Consider the following 18,199-nt stretch of genomic DNA (forward strand, 5'->3'; position numbering starts at 1 on the left):
TTCAACAAGGACACCACCACCCGCCCCTTGGGCGATGGCATCGGCACTCGCTACATACCCAGCAGGGCGGGTGGGATCGCCGATCCGAACCCGTCCCGCCGCAACCCTTCCAACTCCTCCGCCGTCGCGGCCACGGCCGCCCTCACCTGTGTCTCGTCATGCAGGGCGCTCAGAAAGAACCGCAACCGCGCCCCCTGCATCGGCACGGCCGGAAACATCACTGGCATCACATTCACGCCCCGCGCCAGCAGCCGCTCCGACAGTTTCGCCGCCAGAAGGCTATCCCCGACAAGGACAGGCACGATCCCGAAAGGCCCCGCCGCACCCGTCTGCAACCCCGCCGCCCGCGCCGCATCAAGGAACAGCGCCGCATTGGCCTGCAACCGCGCCACCCGCTCCGGTTCCGCCCCCAGCAGGGCCAGCGCCTGCGTCGCCGCCGCCGCCAGTGCCGGGGCCAGCGCCACGGAATAGACGAAACCCGCGGCGTGATCCCGCAGCAACTCGATCAGCGCGGCACTGCCCGCGATATAGCCCCCCGTCGCCGCCAGCGTCTTTGAAAGGGTGCCCATCCAGATGTCCACATCCCCCGGCGGCACGCCCGCGGCCTCGAAACTCCCCGCGCCCCGCGCGCCCACACAACCAAGGGCATGGGCCTCATCCACCATCAGCCAACAGCCAAACCGCCGCTTCAGCGCCACCAGCTCGGCCAGAGGCGGCATGTCCCCATCCATCGAGAACAGCCCCTCGGTCACGATCAGCGCATTCCGGTACAGGCCGCGATTCTCTGCCAGCAGAGCTTCCAGCGTCGCCATGTCGTTATGCGGAAAGGCCCGCCGTGCGGCACCAGACAGCTTCACCCCGACAAGGATGGAATTGTGGCACAGCGCATCATGCAGGATCAGGTCACCCTCGCCCATCACCTGCGCGATGGTCGAGACATTGGTGGAATGCCCGCTGACGAAACACAGCGCCGCCTCCGCCTCGTAATGCCGCGCCAGTGCCGCCTCCAGCGCATCATGCACGGGGCGGCAGCCTGCCACCAGACGGCTGCCGGAGGGCGACACGCCGTAAAGATCAATCGCCGCCTTCGCCGCTGCCGCCACGCGCGGATCGGCATTCAGACCGCAATAGTCATAGGACGCGAAGTTGGTCACCTCGCGCCCGGCAATGCGCGTCACGGCCTGCGCATGGCCCTCATGCAGCCGGAAGAAAGGCGTGGACAGCCCGACCAGTGCCCCCACCTGCTTCATCCTCAGGCTGTCGCGATAGTCGGGATGGCTGTCAAAGCCGCGTGGCCCCTCACCCACCGCCACGCCGCGCTGGGGCCGCCGCTGCGCAGCAGCCCGCGCCGCCGCCACCAGATCGGCTTTGTTCGGCGCGCCTTCCCTCATTCGGCGGCCTCCGGGCGCCGCTCCGGCGCCCCCGCGACCGAGGCGAGATGCTGCTCCGCCAGCCCCACCTCCGCGACCACAGGCTCTGCGCCCCCCGTGCCATGCAGATGATGCACGATGCGCAACGCGATCTCGCGCAGGCTCAGCGCATCGGAAATCAGCGACACCGGAATATCGTCGCCCAGCGCCTGCTGCACCGTCAGGCCCAGTTCCACGCCCATCAGCGAATCCACCCCCAGATCCGCCACCGGCTTCGTCGCCGCCACCGCCTTTTCCGGCACCTGCAAGATATGGGCGACCCGCCCCACCAGCCAGGCTTCCAGCCGCTCGGCCGCCCGCGCCTCCGTCATCCCGGCCAGGGTGACGCGCAAGTCATCCTCGCCCGCATCGGCCTCCGCCCGCCGCCCCAATGCGCGCAACAGGCCAAAGGCCGGCTCACCCAGCGTCCGCAAGGTCACCGACACCGCGTTCCACCCCATGGGCGAGACATGCACCACAGGGTCCACCGCATCGCCCATCGCCAGCAACCGTTCCAGCGCCCGCGTCACCTGCACCCCGGTAAACTCCGTCCCGCCCGACATGCGACGCACCAGCGCGGCGGTCTCGCGGTCCCGCACCAGATAGCCCACATCGGAAATCGCACCCCAGCCGACGGCCAGCCCCGGAAGACCCGCCGCCCGCCGCGCCCGCGCAATCCCCTCCAGATAGCCATTCGCCGCGACATAGGCCGATTGCCCGTGATTGCCGATCAACGTCGCCATCGACGAGAACAGCACGAAATACTGCAACCCCATGCCCCGCGTCAGCCGGTCCAGATGCGCAGCGCCTGCCACCTTGGCCGGCAGAACCCGCTCCAGCACCTCGCCCGTGACCTGCGCCAACGGCATGTCTTCTAGAACCATCGCCGAATGGATCACCCCGGCCAGCGGCACCAGATCGCCCAGCGCCCGCGTCAGCGCCGCCTCATCCGCCACGTCACAGGCGATGGGCCGCACCTCCACCCCCTGCTCCTGCCAGCGTACGACGGCCTCCGCAGCCGCGCCCTCCGCACTGCCGCGACGGCTCATCAGCGCCAGCCGCCGCACCCCCGCCGCGACCAGCCATTCGGCCACTTCCAGCCCCAGCCCGCCAAGACCGCCAACCACCAGATGCCAGCCTGTCTGCGACGGCGCGAACCGGCCCAGCGCACCCTCGCTGTCCTGCACGATGGCAGGATCGGGCGGCGTCACCACGATCTTTCCGACATGTCCCGATTTCTGCATCAGACGGAAGGCCGCAACCGCCTCATCCGCCGCAAAGGCCCGATAGGGCAAGGGCCGCAGGGCCCCGGCGGAAAAGGCCGCCATCACCTCGGCAAAGACCCGCGCCGCCACGTCGGGCCGCGCCGCCATGACCTGATCGACGTCGATCCCGTGATAGACGATGTTTTCCTTCAGCGGCCGCAAGCCGACCGCCGTATTGGCATAGAAATCCTGCTTGCCCAGTTCGAGGAACCGCCCGAAGGGCGCAAGGCAGGCAAGGCTCCGCTCCATCGCCATCCCGGCCAGACCGTTCAGCACGGCATCGACGCCGCGCCCCCCCGTGATCGCCCGCACCTCCTCGGCAAAGTCGAGCGTGCGGCTGTCCAGCACATGCTCCACCCCCTCCGCCATCAGAAGCGACCGCTTCACCTCCGATCCGGCCGTGGCAATGACCCGCAACCCGCGCAGCCGTGCAATCTGGATCGCCGCCAGACCAACGCCCCCCGCCGCGCCATGGATCAGCACCCAATCCCCCGCCTGCGCCCCGCCCAGCGTCACCAGCGCATACCAGGCGGTGAAAAAGGCCACCGGCACCGTCGCCGCAGCCTCGGGTGTAAGTCCGTCGGGAAGCCGCGCCGCAAGCTCGGCCCGCACCGTCACATGCGAGGCGAAGGAAGATGGCCCGAAGGTCATCACCGCATCGCCCGGCGCCAGCCCCGTCACCCCCGGGCCGCAGCGCAGCACATGTCCCGCGCATTCCAGCCCGATGGTCGGCCCGGCAAAGCCGCGCTCCAGGGCCTCTTCCGGCAGCATCCCCATCGACCACATCACATCGCGATAGTTGAGGCCCGTCGCCGCCACCGCGATTTCCACCTCGCCGGGTCCGGGTGCGCGACGCGGCTCCCTCACCCAGCGCAGATCGTCGATGCCACCCGCCGCTGCGGCCCGCAGCACGGCGCGATCCTCGGCATGTCCGGGCTGCGGCCGGGGCGCAACGACCCCCTGCATCACACGCAAGGCCGCCGCTCCCCCGGCCCCGATCACCACTTCCGTCTCGGGCGAACCCGCCGCGATCAGGCCCGCGATCCGCAGCCCGGCCTCCTCCGCCGCAAGGCCCGGCTCGGGGTCACAGCGCAGCATCGGCACCGTCGGATGTTCATTCGCAGCCGACCGGATCAGCGTCCAGACAGCCACCTGACCCGGCTCCGTCGCCGCATCGCCCAGCGCGCTGCCCCCCGGAACCACCAGCAGAAGCCGAACCCCCTGCGCCGCCGTGACCAGATCGCGCAACGCCAGAACGCGGGCCGCCAGCGCAGTCACCGGCTCGCCCCCGGCACCACCCGGCGGAAACACTGCCAGCCGCCAGCCATCCACATCCTGCACGCTGTCTTCCGACCGCTGCAAAGCCTCGGCAATCGCCATCGCCAGCGCCGGGTCGCCCTGCGCCTCGGCTGCCGCCGTCTCCTCCAACCGCCCCGCGGCAACAAGGTTCGCCGCCCCGCATGCCTCGGGCAACGCCTGCGCCTCGGCCCGCATCCCCGCGCCCTGTGCCGCCGCGATCCAGTCCGCCCCCGTCTGAAGGGGCGACAAAGGCCCCTCCGGCGTCATGCCGCCCGCGAACCAGCCTGCATCCAGACCCCAGACCAGATCGGCGAAATCCGACGGCTCCGGTTCCAGCGCAAGGATGCGCCCACCTGCGGCCAAGCCCTCCGACAGGCGTTGAAAAGGCAATCCCAGCGCCGAAAGCGCCCCATCCGACAGGATCAGGTCAAAACCCCCCGCCGCCCGCAAACCCGGCACCGTCGCCTCGACCCGGCTCACGCGATCGGGGTGCAGCACGGGCCCCTCTTCTGCACCGGGCGGCACGATCTCGGCAAAGACCGCCCTCTCTGGCGCAATCCCGGCCAGCAGGCGCGGCAGAAGCCGTGGCCCCTCTTCCACCACTTCGGCAATCCGCAACACCCCGCCCCGGGGCAAGCCGCCCACTGCCGCCTGCACCGCCGCGGCAAAAGCCGCGCTGCGCCGATGCCGGAACACCGACCCCTTCGCCAGACTGTCCAGGGCTGCACGCCCGAACACCGCCTCGGGACGCGGCATGTCCTCCGGTCCAAGCCGCACAAGATCCGGCAAGCGCCGGATAAGCTGCGTCAGTATGGCATGTTCCGCGACAAGTTCCGGATGCTCCGCGCCGATCAGCGCGACCAGCGGCGCAGCCTGTGCCGCCTTGCCCGCTTCGGTCATCTCCCAGCCCCCCGCCACCGGGACGATCATCCCGGCGCGCAGCGCCACACCCGCCATCGCCTCGACCCAGGCTGACGGCAGTGGCGCATGCAGCATCCCCTGCCGCGCCAGCAGCCGCAGCCCTTCGCAAGCCAGCGCCTGCGCCGCCGCCTCGACCAGAAAGTATCCCGCCTCCTCGGGACAGCCCTCCGCCCTCAACGCGCCCTTCACCTCGGCGACAAGGCCGTCCACATCCGGCCGTCCCGACAAGGGCAGCGCGATCTGGCGGAACCCGTGCTGGGAAAGACTGGCCTCGCGCAGCATGCGCACCGCCTGAAACCGCACAGCCTCGATCCGCGCGACGACCGCGCCCTCCCGGTCGAACAGCACGACATCCGCCACGGCCGACCGAACCCCCTTCCGCCGCAGGCGCAGCCTGGCGCTCGCCACCCGCGCGCCCGCCTTCAGCAGCACCAGCCGCCCGATGCGCACCGGCACGAAACCCAGGCCAAGCCGCTCGAACTCCGTCCCGTCCAGCGCCGGGATCAGGGCATGAAACGCCGCATCCGCGCCTGCCACATCCAGCAGCAGCCGCGTTTCGGCTGCGTCCAGCGGCGGGCTTTCGCGCAGAAACACCTCCACCACCCCGGGCGCCACGCGCCGTTCCCGTTCCACAAGGGCGAAGGCAGGTCCGTAATGCAGGCCCAACCGCGCCGCCGTCGCATAGATGCGCGCCCCCCCGCGGTCACCCGCCTGCGGCATCCGGTCCGGCGCTGCCTCCCTGGCATCCGGCACGGTCTGGCCGCGTTCCATGCGCCCCTGCGCGTGCAACCGGTATCCCCCCGCATCGCCACGTCCCCGACAGGCAAGCGTCACCCGGCCTTGTTCCGGCAGGGCCCGCACCTGCACCTCCGTCAGGTTCTGGCGCGTCAGGACCACGGGCGCCATCAGGTCCAGGTCATGCAGCGTCACCGTCGGCTGTCCGAAAACCTCGGCCGCCGCCGCCAGCATCACTTCGGCAATCCATGTTCCGGGCAGGATCACCCGCCCCCCGGGCCGATGGTCACCCAGCGCCGGAACCATCACCGCGTCGATGTTGGAATACCAGACCCGCGCCTCCACCCCTTCCTCGCGTCCCAGGAACGGATGCTGGCGCAACCCGTCGCCAAGCCGGTTCAGGATGCCCGGCGTGCGGTCGATCCGCACTTCCGTCGCGTCCCAGGGATAGGTCGGCAGGTCGCGCCGATGCCCCGTCGCCGGCGGCAGAACCTTCCCGCCCGCAAGCTTCACCCCCGCGACCACGGCCCGTGCCACGACCTTTTCGACAGGGTTGATCCCGCCCGCCAAGGCCTCGCCATCGCCCCGCTCCAGACCGGGCAGAAGGGCGGATCCCTCGCCCTCCAGACACCCCGCCATATAGCCTTGCAACACGGGCGAGGCCCCCACCTCCAGATAGGCCTTGATCCCGCGCGCCCGCAGCGCCGCCATCGCCGGGGCAAAGGCCACCGGCTGACGCACATTCGCGGCCCAATGATCGGCGATCAGGTCCGTCCCGGCCATCTCCTGCCCCGTCACCGAAGAAACGAAGGCAACCCGCGCCGCACCGGGCCGCAATTTGCGCAGCTGCAGCCGCAGATCGGCGGCAACCCCGTCGAAGGCCCGCGAGTGATAGGGATAGTCGATCGCCAGCTTCACCGCAGGCCAGCGCAGCACCCGCCGCACATGGCGCAGGAAAGCCTCCAGCGCCTCCCCCTCGCCCACGACCGAAACGCTGCGCGGGCTGTTCTCGGCAGCCAGTTCCAGCCCGTCGCCAAAGGCCGCCATCGCCGCGCGCACCTCCGCCGCCGGGGCCTGAATCGCCAGCATCCCCCCCGTGCCGCGCAAATGCTGCGAAGCGATGCTACGCAGAAAGGTCACCTCCAGCGCCTGTTGAAGGGTCAGGGCCCCGGCAGCACAGGCCGCCGCCACCTCGCCCCCGGAATGACCCATCACCGCCGCAGGCCGAAGTCCGCGCGCCCCATAGGCCCGGACCTGCGCCATCTGATCGGCAAAAAGCAGCGGCTGCGCCACCGCCGCATCGCGCAACTGCGCATCCAGATCGGGCGCTTGCAGCTTTTCAAGGATCGACCAGCCCGCAATCGCGCGGAACGCCCGGTCAATCCGGCGCATCTCCTTCGCATAGGCCGCATCCCGTGCCAGCGCCGCCAGCCCCATACCCGCATATTGCGACCCGTTGCCGGAAAAGACGAAGGCAACATCCGCCTCCACCAGTTCCGACCGCCCGGTCACCAGCCGCGGATCGGCCTGCCCTGCGGCCCCGCGCGCCAGCGCCGCCGCAGCAGCCCCCGCATCGTCGCACAGCACCACCGCCCGATGCGGCAGCCGCCCGCGATGCGCGGCGGCCTGTCCGCACAGATCCTGCAAGCCGTCCTTGTCCTCTGCCGCCACCAGCGGCTGCCAGGCCGCCATCATCCGTCCCAGCGCCGCATCGCCCGCCGCCGTCAGCAGCAGCATCGGCGCCGCCTCCGCTGGCTTCCGCGACACCGACGCCGGCGCCTCGACGGGCCGCTCCAGGATCACATGCGCATTCGCCCCGCCAAAGCCGAAGGAACTCACCCCGGCCAGCAACGGCCCCTCTCCCAAAGGCAGCGCCGCCCGCGCCACCTGAAGGTTCAGCCCCTCGAAGTCGATTCCGGGATTGAGGGACTCGGCATGCAGGCTGGGCGGCAGCATCCGATGTTCCAGCGCGATCAGCGCCTTCAGCATCCCGGCCACGCCCGAGGCCGGTTCCAGATGCCCGATATTCGACTTCACCGATCCTATCGGCAGCGGCACCGTCCGCGCCTGGCCCAGCACCCGGCCCAGGGCCCCCGCCTCCACCGGATCACCGGCCAGCGTCCCGGTCCCATGCGCCTCGACGAAGGCCAGCGCCGCCGGGTCCACCTCTGCCCGCGCATAGACCTTCCGCAGCAGCGCCGCCTGCCCCTCCAGCGACGGCAGCGCCACGTTCAAGGTCCGGCCATCCGTATTGACCTCCACCGCCCGCAGCACCGCATGGGCGCAGCGGGGGGCAAGTTCGCGCGCCGTCCGCCGTTCCAGCACGAAGGCCACCGCCCCCTCGGCCCTCACATAACCATCGGCAGCAGCCGAAAAGGGCTGGCAACGCCCGGTCGGAGACAGCATCCGCGCGGCCGAGAAGCCGATGAAATGGATCGGGTCCAGCAGGGCATTCACCCCGGCCACCACCGCCACGTCGATCTCGCCCCGCAGCAGCGCCTCTTCCGCCAGACGCATCGCCACGATCGAAGAGGAACAGGCCGTGTCCACCGTCATCGACGGTCCGCGCAGGTCCAGCACATGCGACACCCGGTTGGAGACCAGCGCCATCGTGTTTCCGGTCATCAGATGCGCGTCGGTGATCGCCGCATCCTGTGCCAGCCGCGCCGCATGGGCCATGGCCGAACAGCCCGCATAGACGCCCACATGCTGCCCCGCCAGCCGGTCGGGCGGCAGACCCGCATCCTCAAGCGCCTCCCAGACCACCTGAAGCAGCAACCGCTGCTGCGGATCCATCTGCCCGGCCTCGCGCGGCGAGATGCCGAAAGGCGCGACATCGAACGACCAGAGGTCGTCCACAATGCCCGCCGCAAAAGTGTAGGTCTTGCCCTTGGTTCCCGGGGTGGGATGCAGAAAGAACCGCTGCGCCCAACGATCCGCCGGCACTTCCGTCACCGTATCGCGACCGGAAAACAACACCGACGAAAGGGCGTCAATAGTAGCGGCGCCGGGCAGCCGACAGGCCCGCCCTGTGACATAGATCTTCCTGGACACGCACCACACTCGTTAACAAAGGTAAACAAAACAGCGTCTTGTCAGTCGCTACGCAATCATGCCTAATCCGCACCGCAGCATCGGTCAACCATCGGCGCAGGTAAAGGGTTCGGGTGTGAGAGTAAATTCGCCGCAACTGCCTCATGATTGGGCAGTAACCGGTCGCATGGCCGCCCAAATCCCTGGCAATTGCCCGCTCTTGCCGCACATCGGCACAGATTGCCGGGCGCGCCGGCCATGACAGCCTCGCTCAGGCGCGAACTCTTCGAATGCCGTATCGGGTGGCAGACCTTCCTGCGCTCCCTCTTCGCCCTCGTCCTGCGCGAGGCGCGGGTCCGCCATGGCCGCTCCCGCCTCGGCTATGCCTGGGCGGTGCTGGAACCCTTCGCTGTGACGGCGGCGATGATCTATTTCTTCGTCGCGCTCGGCCGTCGGGGTGGCAGTCTCGACTACGCGCCCTTCTATGCCTCTGGCATCCTCGCCTTCGCCTATTTCCGCCACGCCTCCTCTTTCATCGGCCTCTCGCTCGAGGCGAACGGGCCGCTCTTCAGCTATCCCCGCGTGCGCGAACTCGATGCCGCCCTCGCCAGGCTGACGCTCGACACGATCACCTCGCTGCTGATCTGCACGCTCGTCTTCACCTTCATGTTCTTCGCCTTCGGGGCCGATCCCCCCCGCGCCCTCGGACAGATGCTGCTGGCCTATTTCGGCCTCTCCCTGCTCGCGCTCGGCGTCGGGCTGAACATCGCCGCCCTGCAACGCCGCTTCAACATGGCCGCGCATGTCTACAACATGCTCATGGCACCGGCCTTCGTGTTGTCCGGTGTCTTCTTCACCCTGCAATCCCTGCCCTACGAGCTGCGCCACATCATCGCCTGGAACCCGATCCTGCACGGGGTGGAAGGCTTCCGCGCCGGCTACCTCTCCGGCTATCCCGACCATCACATCGACCTGCCCTACCTTTACTTCATGGGCCTGCTCCTCACCTTCACCGGGATGATCCAGATCATCCTCAGCAAACGGGGGATGGAGTGATCGACTTCGACGGAGTCACCAAATCCTACCGCCTGCGCGGCGGGGCGCGGCGCATCGTGCTCCAGGATTTCACCATGTCCCTGCCCTATCGCAACATCGCGGTCCTTGGGCGCAACGGTGCGGGAAAATCCACCCTCCTGCGCCTCATCTCGGGGCTGATCGACCCGGATCACGGCCAGATCACGCGCTCCGCCTCCATGTCCTGGCCCATCGGCCTGCGCGCCTCCTTCCACGGCATGCTGACCGGGATCGAAAACATCCGCTTCGTCGCCCGTGTCTATGGCGCGGATGAACAGGCGGTGATCGACTATGTCACCGAATTCGCCGAACTCGGCCCCTTCCTTTACGAACCGGTCCGCACCTATTCCGCCGGGATGGGCGCGCGCATCGGCTTCGGGCTCAGCATGGCGCTGCGCTTCGACGTCTATCTCGTGGATGAACTCCTCAGCGTCGGCGATGCCAGCTTCCGCGCCAAGTCGCGCCGCGCCTTCGACGATCTGCTCACCCGCTCCCGTATCATCCTCGTCTCCCATTCCATGGGATCGCTGCGCGACTACTGCGACTGCGGCCTGCTCGTCGCCAATGGCACGGCGCGGTTCTACGACGACATAGAAGAGGCCATCGACGCCTATGCCGCCATCAATGCCTGACACCAAAGCCGCCTCCCCCGCCCCCAAGACACCGCCCGCAGCCGATCCCCCGGCGGCGGCACCCCCGCCCGCATCCACCCCGACCGACGCGGCCTCCCCGCTGCCGGCACCCGAAGAACCGGCCCCCAAGGAACCGGCCAAACCTGCCCCCCCTGCAAAGGCCACCGCGCCAACCCCGATCCGGAAAACCGCCCCGGACGCCCCGCCCGCCCCCGCCCCGTCCCCCCCCGCCCCAGCCAAGCCGCGACCAGAGCGCGACATGACCTTCGTCGCCGGGCCCGTTGCCGTTCCAACGGCCACCCAGCGCCGCCTCTTCAGCCGGATCACCGTGCTGTCCTTCCTGCTCTGCGTGCTGCTGCCCGTCCTGGCCAGCGCAGGCTACTACGCCTTCCTCGCCGTGGATCGCTTCGCCGTCGAAACGAAATTCGCCATCCGCTCGCCAGGCGTGACAGCCTCGACCGACCTGCTCGGCATCGTCACCGGCAGCGCCGCATCAAACAGCACCGTGGCCGATAGCTGGATGGTCGTCGAATATCTGGAAAGCCGCGAATTCCTCGACACCCTCGCGCAGGAGGTGGATCTCAAGGCCCTCTATGCCGCCCCGCGCGGCGACATCCTCACCCGTCTCGCCGCCGAGGCCACGACCGAAGACATGGTGGATTTCCTGCCCCGCGTCGTTTCAGCCAGTTTCGAGTCCTCCACCCAGATCATCACCGTCGAAACCCAAGCCTTCTCGCCCGAAGAGGCAACGCGCATGGCCGAGGTGGTGCTCTCTGCCACCTCGACCCTGATCAATGCCGTCTCCGAAAAGGCGCGGCAGGATACCGTCCGCCTTGCCGAACTGGAACTGGCCCGCGCCGAACAGGCCCTGCGCGATCAGCGCGCCGCCATCGCCGCCTTCCGCGAAACCGAACAGAAGATTGACCCGACCGCCACCGTGGCCACGCAGGAAGGCGTCCTCGCCCAGTTGCAGAACCGCCTGGCCAGCACCCGCACCGAACTCAGCAGCCTGCGCGAATTCCTCGCCCCCGATGCACCCAGCGTCCGCGTCCTGCAAAGCCAGATCGACTCGCTCGAACGCCAGATCGGCACCGAACGCGCCCGACTCGGCATCGGCGATGCCGGGGCGGCGGCTGGCAGCACGGGCGAGACCATCACCGACTCCCTCAACCGCTCCGTCACGGAATACGAGGCGCTCAAGGTCGATCTCGATTTCCGCCAGCGCGCCTATCTTTCCGCCCTCAGCTCGCTCGAAGCGGCCCGGATCGAGGCCGACCGCCAGCAGCGCTACGTCGCCACCTTCGTCACGCCGTCCCAGCCGCAATCGGCGCGATACCCGCAGGTCACGCTCTCCATGCTTCTGATCGGGACGGTGGCCTTCCTGATCTGGGGCGTCCTCGCCATGTTCATCCACATCCTGCGCGAGCATCTCACATGACGCGCCGCCCCTCACTCCGGCCCCAGAGCGCGGATCAGCCGTCCCTGCCGCCAGCGCAATACCGCCCCGGCCAGCGGGCCGAACAGATGCAGCAGCCGAACCGGCAGCCCCGGCAGCGCATGGAAACGGTCCGCCTCCATCGCCCGGATCAGGCAGGCGGCCACCGCTTCGGGCCGCAGGGCGCGCGGCCCGGCGATCCGCTCCGTGACCAGCGGGCGATGCCCCCGCTCGGCCCGCAGCATCGGCGTCTCGGTATCGGGCGGCTGGCACAGCGTCACCCCGATGCCGCGCCCGGCCAATTCTACCCGCAGCACCTCGGCCAGCCCGCGCAGCGCGAACTTGGACGGCGCATAGCCGCCATAACCATGGATGCCCGCCAATCCCGCCGCCGATCCGATCAACCCGATCCGCGCCCCCGGCTCCAGATGCCGCAAGAGCGGCTGCAACACATGCACCGCGCCGAAATAGTTCACCTCCATCACCCGGCGCTGCGCCGCGATGTCCAGAAGCTCGAACCGCCCCGGCAAGGTGATGCCGGCCGACAGGATCACCCGGTCCGGCACGCCCAGCGCCGCCATGGCCGCATGCATCGCCAGGGCGGCACCGCGCTCCTCCGCCACATCCACCGCCCAGCCCCGCACGGCAAGGCCGGGGGCAAGGGCGGTCAGCCCGTCCACCGCCTGCTTCAGCCGCGCCGCATCGCGGGCGAACAGGGCGATCCCGCCCGGCCCACCCTGCATCCGCCGCGCCCAGTCGCGCGCCACGGCCAGACCGATGCCGCTTGATCCCCCTGTCACGAAGACTGTCCGCACCGCGTTCCCCATGTCACTCGCACCCTTCCAAACAGCCAAGGCTCCCACCATGCCCGCCTGCACCGTGCCGCGCAATCCATCCCGCCGCGCCGCGCCGGTCGCTGCCCGCCTCACCCGCCGCAGCCTCCTTCTGGGCAGCCTTGCCGCGCTCTCGGCCTGCGGCCTGCCGCAACAGGGCCCCACCACCGCCGCCGTCCTGCAAAGTGCCGAGGATCGGGCCTTCCTCCTGATCGACGTCGATGACGCCGTAACCCGCAAGCTTGGCGAGCCGCCGGTCGCCTCCGTCTCGGGCCTCGCACTGGACCCCAGCGCCGCGCCCTCCGATTCCGTGGGGATCGGCGATGTCCTCAACATCCGCATCCTCGAAGCCGGCGCCGGCGGCCTTTTCGCCACAAGCAATGGCGGCGCAGGCGGGACCGATTTCCAGGACGTCACCGTCGGGCGCAACGGCCGCATCGCCCTTCCTTATGTCGGAGAGATCGAGGTCGCCGGTCGCACACCCTCCCAGATCGAAGCCCTGATCGTGGAAAACCTCCAGGGCAAGGCCATCGAACCGCAGGCCCTCGTGCGGATCGCCATGTCGCGCGGCAACCGGGCCGTCATCACCGGCACCGTCGGCTCCCCCGGCCCGTTCGAGCTTTCGCTCAGCGGCGACCGCCTCTCCGCCGCCATCGCCACCGTCGGCGGCAGCGACCATCCGGCCCATGAAACCACCGTCACCATCCTGCGCAACAACCGCCAGGCCCGCGCCCGGCTCAGCGAAATCCTGCTCCAGCCGGAAAACGACATCCCGCTCCAGCGCGACGATCTGGTTGTCCTCGCCCATGAACCGCCCCGCTACACGCTCACAGGCGCGGTGGGCCAGCCCGGCACCTACCGGATCGAAACCCCCCGCTACTCCCTGCTCGAAGCCATCGCCGCCGCGGGCGGTGCCAGCGATGACCGCGCCAATCCCGCCGGTCTCTTCCTCTTCCGGCATGAAATGCCGCGCCGCCTCTCCGGCGCGGGCATTCCGCATCTCGACACCTATCCCGTCACCGAGAAAGGCATCCCGACGGTCTATCGCTTCGACATGTCCCGCCCCGAAACCCAGTTCCGCGCCCAGCGTTTCCTTCTCACCGATGGCGACGCGCTGCTCGTGACCAATGCCGCGACCATCTCGCTGGGCAAGCTTCTGTCCCTCTTCGATCTCGGGGCCGATGTCGTCAACACGGCCCAATCCGTTTCGGAATGACGATCCACCGCCTCCCGCCAGGCTGGACCGAAGACGACCTCCGGGCCGAAGTCCGGGCCATCGGCGCGATCTATCGCCGCCTCTGGCCCGAGGCGGCAATAGACCTCTGCCTGTCCGAGGCGGCGGGATGGTGGGGTGATCCCCGCATCACCCCCGCCCCGACAGAGGACCCCGATCCGCCCCCCGGCATCGCCCGCATCCGCCTGCCCGGCACCACACCCGGCCTGCGGATCGACATCGGCCTGCCGCCGCCCCAGCGCCTCGCCACCCAGCCGACGCCGGAACGCCCGCTCCTGCCCGGCCCGCTCCTGCGCGGCCTGATCGCGCTGCATCCGGTCCTGCCGGAACTGCCCCGCCATCTGCTGGACCGCTGGTCAGCCCTCCGCGCCCATCGCCGCCACGGCACCCGCCCGGTCCCGCCGCCCCTCGCCCAGCCTGCCCCGCAAGCCACCATCCCCCACCGCCCCCCCGCCATCCTGATCGGGATGCACTGGCTCGAGGTGGGCGGGGCCGAACGCCTCGCCTTCGACTGCATCCGCTGGGCACGCGCCGCCGGCCTGCGCGTCATCCTCCTCGCCTCCGTCCCCGCGCCGCAATCCCTGGCCCCGCAGATCGCAGGCGATCCCGGCATCCTCTTCCTGCGGACCGACCGCTACCTTCCGCGCAATCTCTGGCCCGATTTCGTCACCAGTCTGATCGAGGCCGAGAACATCCGCCTCCTCCACATCCACCATTGCCACCCGCTCTACGACTGCCTCCCCCGCCTGCGGACCGATCATCCGGGCCTGACGGTGATCGACAGCACGCATATCGTGGAACATGCCGATGGCGGCTATCCCCGCATCTCGGGCGTCTGGACCCGTTTCATCGACCATCACCACGTCATCAGCACCGACCTCGCCGCCTATTTCCACCGCCGTTTCCCCGTGGAAGACCGCCTTCTCCTCGGCCGCATGTTCGACCGCCGCACGGCACCCCATCGGCTCGTCCCGCCCAACCTGCGCCCCGAAACCCGCCGCCTGCGCCTTGCCTTCGTCGGGCGCCTCAGCCACCAGAAACGGCCGCTGCTCCTGTTTTCCCTGATCCGCGCCCTGATCCGCCGCTTCCTCCGCAAGGGCATCGACGTCGAGGCGACGATCCTCGGCCATGGGGCCTATCGCCCCCTGGTCGAAGACCTCATCCGCCGCCACGCGCTCGCCGACCGCATCCGCCTCCTGCCCCCCGATGCCGATGTTCCCGAACTTCTGGAACGCAGCGACATCCTCCTCCTTCCCTCCGCCAATGAAGGCCTCGCCCTCGTGGGGATCGAAGCGCTGCGCCACGGCTGCCTGCCCCTCGCCACCGATGTAGGCGGGCAATCCGAACTCCTGCCACCCGCCCTTCTGCTGCCCGCCGCACCGCTGGCCTGCCTGCGCCAGGGCCTGCGCCGGATCGACCGGCTCTTCCACGACCCCGCCTTCCTCGAAGACACCCGCCGCGCGGTTCAGGCCCGCTGGCAGGACCTCATCACCGACCCGACGGCGGAGGAGGTGCTTTCCCCCCTCTACCGTCAGGCTGCGGGGCAAGGCGCATGACCTGCCTCGTTGCCGTCATCGTCACCCGCAACCGCGCCGCGCAGGTGATCGGGGTTCTCGACGCGCTTGCCCGTCAGACCCGTCGCCCCGACCTGACCCTCGTCATCGACAACGCCTCGACCGATGACACGCCCGCCCGCCTCAAGGCCCGCAGCGCCACCGATCCGACGCTCCGCCTGCTGCGGCTCGACCGCAATCTCGGCGGTGCGGGCGGCTTTGCCGAAGGCATCCGCCAGGCCTGCGCTCTCGGCGCAAGCCATCTCTGGCTGTCCGATGACGATGCCTTCCCGCAGCCCGATGCGATAGACCGCCTCCTCACCGCCCTTCAGGACTTCGAGTCACGCCTCGACCGCCGCCCCGCCTTTGCCTGTTCCCGCGTGATCTGGACGGATGGCAGCCATTGCGAGATGAACACCCCCCGCCCCGTCTGGGACTGGCCCCGCTTCCTCACCGCGACCGACGGCGTGGCGCTGGTCGATTCCTGCTCCTTCGTCTCGGTCCTCATCCCCCGCTGGGCAGTGGAACGGCACGGCCTGCCGCTGGCCGAGTATTTCATCTGGTTCGACGATGCCGAATACACCCGCCGCCTCTCGACAAGCCATCCCGGCCTCTATGTCCCGGCCAGCGTGATCCGCCACGACATCACCGTGAATCGCGGGGTCAATTTCGGCCGCGTCACGCCGGATGACCTGTGGAAATTCCGCTTCGGCGCCCGCAACGAAGCCTCGTTCCACCTGCATCGGGAAGGCTGGGTCAGCTACCTCCTCTTCGCCGATCACGTCCGCCGCCAGCTTCACGCAGGCAAGGTGCCGTTCCGCCTGCGCTGGCCGATCTGGCGCAGCCTTCTCGCCGCACTGGTCTTCAACCCCAGGCCCCGCCCCCTCAATGCGTCAGCCGCCGCTCCAGAACCGCCCGGATCGCCGCCGGGTCGAAGCGCTCCCCCAACCGCTCGAACAGCGGACGCAACACCTCCGGCTCGGCGGTAAAGGCCTCGTAGCGCGTCTCGAAACAGCAGTCGGGATGCGCCGCGGCATAGCGGGCAAAGCGCGCATCCATGGCCGCCACCATGGCCAAGACATCCGCCGTCTTCCGCTTGCGCCACCAGCGCGATGCCGCCACCGCCTCACCCCGGCGCGTGTTGAATATGAAATGAGCATTCGGAAACCGCGCGCGGATGAAATCCAGATAGGCCTCCAGATCGTCCCCCACCTGGGAATAGCGGATTTCCTTGAACCCGAACCAGCGCGCATCCGGCGGCGGGGCCAGCACTTGCGCAACGAAAGCCTCTACCAGCGCGGCACCAAAGGCCTCGGGCCGGATATGCTCCACCCCGAACCAGGGCTGCGTCGGATGCCGCCCCAGATGGGCAAAACCCTGCCGCACCTCCACCGCCCGCCGTTCGGCCCGCCACAGGCCTTCCAGAAGGTTCAAGTTCTCGCCCCGTATGGTGCAGCCCGGTATCGTCATCAACAGGTTCTGAAGCAAGGTCGATCCGCTGCGCCCATAGGTCACGATGAACAGCGTGCCGCGCAGATCGGGATAGGCGCGCAGCAGGCCCGCTTTCCGCGGCCAAAGCCTCATCCGCATCTCGCCCTCCCGCCTGTCGCGCCGGTCAGAACGTCAGCTCGAAACCGTTCTCGGCATAGAAGGCCCGCAGTTCCGCCAGAAGCTCCGCAAACCGCCGGTTCGTGGCGCCCCAGTCGTGATCTGCGATCACCCGCACCGGATCGGCCCAGTCCTGCCGCACATCCCGCCAGGGCAGGCCGTAAAGCCTGCAAAACTCCTCCAGCCGCGAGTCATAGGTCAGGTACTGGCAGGGCCGCCCCTGCAACAGCGCCACCATATTGCCGTGGAACCGGAAGCCGATCACCGCATCCAGATCGCGCGCCTTGGCCAGCCATTCCTCGATGCTCTTCACGCTCACCAGATGCGCCATGAACCGCTCCGGCGCGACCTGCCCCGTCAGCCCGATCCGCTCCAGCACCTTTTCCGCCGCGACCCGCCGCTCCGCCAAGGGCAGGGACCGGTCGGCCGCATCATATTCCAGCATCACCCCCTGCTCGAACAGCGACAGGATCAGCGCATTCTCCAGCCCCCAGCGCACCGCCGCGCCATGGCTTCGCAACGCGGCAACGGGATCGCGGCAAAAGATGTTGCGCGTCAGCCCGGAATGCAGCGACACGCCGATGGCCCGCTCCGGCCGCAACAGCGTCTCCGGCACCACGACCTCGGGGCAGGTCTGCCGGTAAAACAGCGACGGGCAGCCCGTCACCCGGATGTTGCGCCCCCCCAGCCGTTCCACCACCGCCGCGGTAAACTCCCCACGCACGGAAATGCTGACCGATTTCTCGTTCAGCCGCGCGATGAAATCGCGCGCCGGGGGGTGGTCATCCAGAAAGGTCACATCCGCCTCGGGGTTCTGCGCCCCCAGCCCCACAATCGCCATCGGCATGTCCAGCGCATCCAGCGTCAGGTTCGCCGCCGCGAAGTCAAACCTCTTGTGCAGATAGGTCGATCCCCGGACGATTGCCCGCTGCGCCACGCCCTTCGGCGCATAGCCGAACCCCACCCGCAACGTGCGCTTCAGCGCCAGTTGCCGCAGGATCGCGACACAGACGAGCATGTCCCCGTAATTCGGTTTCCAGGCGGAACTGCGCATATCCGGCCAGGTTGTCAGGTCGCGCTCCGTGGAATGGTTGAAATGCACAAGCGCCGTCACGCCTGTCTCCACCGCTTTCGCCTTGTCGGGCCTTGGCTTGCTGTCCACCGTCAT

At 69.1% G+C, this 18,199-nt stretch carries 11 protein-coding genes; 6 read left to right on the forward strand and 5 right to left on the reverse strand.

Going from position 1 to position 18,199, the window contains the following annotated elements; all coding sequences use genetic code 11:
* Positions 1 to 50: 50 nt before the first annotated feature.
* Together C0V75_RS19125 and C0V75_RS19130 are read right to left on the reverse strand one after the other, a co-directional pair.
* Positions 51 to 1,391, reverse strand: a complete 1,341-nt coding sequence (locus C0V75_RS19125) for an aminotransferase class I/II-fold pyridoxal phosphate-dependent enzyme (RefSeq protein ID WP_101922579.1) — start codon at positions 1,389 to 1,391, stop codon at positions 51 to 53.
* Entirely contained in the window at positions 1,388 to 8,683 is a 7,296-nt protein-coding gene (locus C0V75_RS19130; protein ID WP_158241887.1) for a type I polyketide synthase, read from the reverse strand. The genes C0V75_RS19125 and C0V75_RS19130 overlap by 4 nt, the downstream gene beginning before the upstream one ends.
* A gap of 237 nt (positions 8,684 to 8,920) precedes the next feature.
* Between C0V75_RS19130 and C0V75_RS19135 the strand changes: the two genes are divergently transcribed.
* From C0V75_RS19135 to C0V75_RS19145, 3 genes are all read left to right on the forward strand, one after another.
* The gene (locus C0V75_RS19135; RefSeq protein ID WP_101922581.1) at positions 8,921 to 9,718 is read left to right on the forward strand and encodes an ABC transporter permease; all 798 of its coding nucleotides are present in this window, start codon (positions 8,921 to 8,923) and stop codon (positions 9,716 to 9,718) included.
* Positions 9,715 to 10,368 carry an ABC transporter ATP-binding protein gene (locus C0V75_RS19140; RefSeq protein ID WP_101922582.1) on the forward strand — a complete coding sequence of 218 codons (654 nt, stop codon included), beginning with the start codon at positions 9,715 to 9,717 and terminating at the stop codon, positions 10,366 to 10,368. The genes C0V75_RS19135 and C0V75_RS19140 overlap by 4 nt, the downstream gene beginning before the upstream one ends.
* A gap of 259 nt (positions 10,369 to 10,627) precedes the next feature.
* Positions 10,628 to 11,806: a hypothetical protein gene (locus tag C0V75_RS19145; protein WP_101922583.1), complete on the forward strand. Its 1,179-nt coding sequence runs from the start codon at positions 10,628 to 10,630 to the stop codon at positions 11,804 to 11,806.
* An 11-nt stretch (positions 11,807 to 11,817) separates the two neighbouring features.
* On the opposite strand, the gene C0V75_RS19150 is transcribed toward C0V75_RS19145, so the two are convergent.
* On the reverse strand, positions 11,818 to 12,630 hold the full coding sequence (locus C0V75_RS19150) for an SDR family NAD(P)-dependent oxidoreductase (protein ID WP_158241888.1): 813 nt from the start codon (positions 12,628 to 12,630) through the stop codon (positions 11,818 to 11,820).
* 37 nt (positions 12,631 to 12,667) lie between these two features.
* On the opposite strand from C0V75_RS19150, the gene C0V75_RS19155 reads away from it, so the two are divergent.
* The 3 genes from C0V75_RS19155 to C0V75_RS19165 are packed head-to-tail and all read left to right on the forward strand — an operon-like array spanning position 12,668 to position 16,412.
* Positions 12,668 to 13,852 carry a polysaccharide biosynthesis/export family protein gene (locus tag C0V75_RS19155; protein WP_158241889.1) on the forward strand — a complete coding sequence of 395 codons (1,185 nt, stop codon included), beginning with the start codon at positions 12,668 to 12,670 and terminating at the stop codon, positions 13,850 to 13,852.
* Entirely contained in the window at positions 13,849 to 15,426 is a 1,578-nt protein-coding gene (locus C0V75_RS19160; protein WP_101922585.1) for a glycosyltransferase, read from the forward strand. Before C0V75_RS19155 ends, C0V75_RS19160 begins: the two co-directional genes overlap by 4 nt.
* Positions 15,423 to 16,412, forward strand: coding sequence for a glycosyltransferase family 2 protein (locus C0V75_RS19165; protein ID WP_101922586.1), 990 nt, complete (start codon positions 15,423 to 15,425; stop codon positions 16,410 to 16,412). The genes C0V75_RS19160 and C0V75_RS19165 overlap by 4 nt, the downstream gene beginning before the upstream one ends.
* Here the strand turns inward: C0V75_RS19165 and C0V75_RS19170 are convergent.
* Both C0V75_RS19170 and C0V75_RS19175 read right to left on the reverse strand, forming a co-directional pair.
* Positions 16,309 to 17,013 (reverse strand): sulfotransferase, encoded by a 705-nt coding sequence (locus tag C0V75_RS19170; RefSeq protein ID WP_101922587.1) that lies wholly within the window; start codon positions 17,011 to 17,013, stop codon positions 16,309 to 16,311. The genes C0V75_RS19165 and C0V75_RS19170 overlap by 104 nt on opposite strands.
* Positions 17,014 to 17,038: 25 nt before the next feature.
* Positions 17,039 to 18,199 carry a polysaccharide pyruvyl transferase family protein gene (locus C0V75_RS19175; RefSeq protein ID WP_101922588.1) on the reverse strand — a complete coding sequence of 387 codons (1,161 nt, stop codon included), beginning with the start codon at positions 18,197 to 18,199 and terminating at the stop codon, positions 17,039 to 17,041.

Origin of the sequence: Tabrizicola sp. TH137, from assembly GCF_002855575.1 — a bacterium.
Taxonomy (GTDB): Bacteria; Pseudomonadota; Alphaproteobacteria; order Rhodobacterales; family Rhodobacteraceae; genus Paragemmobacter.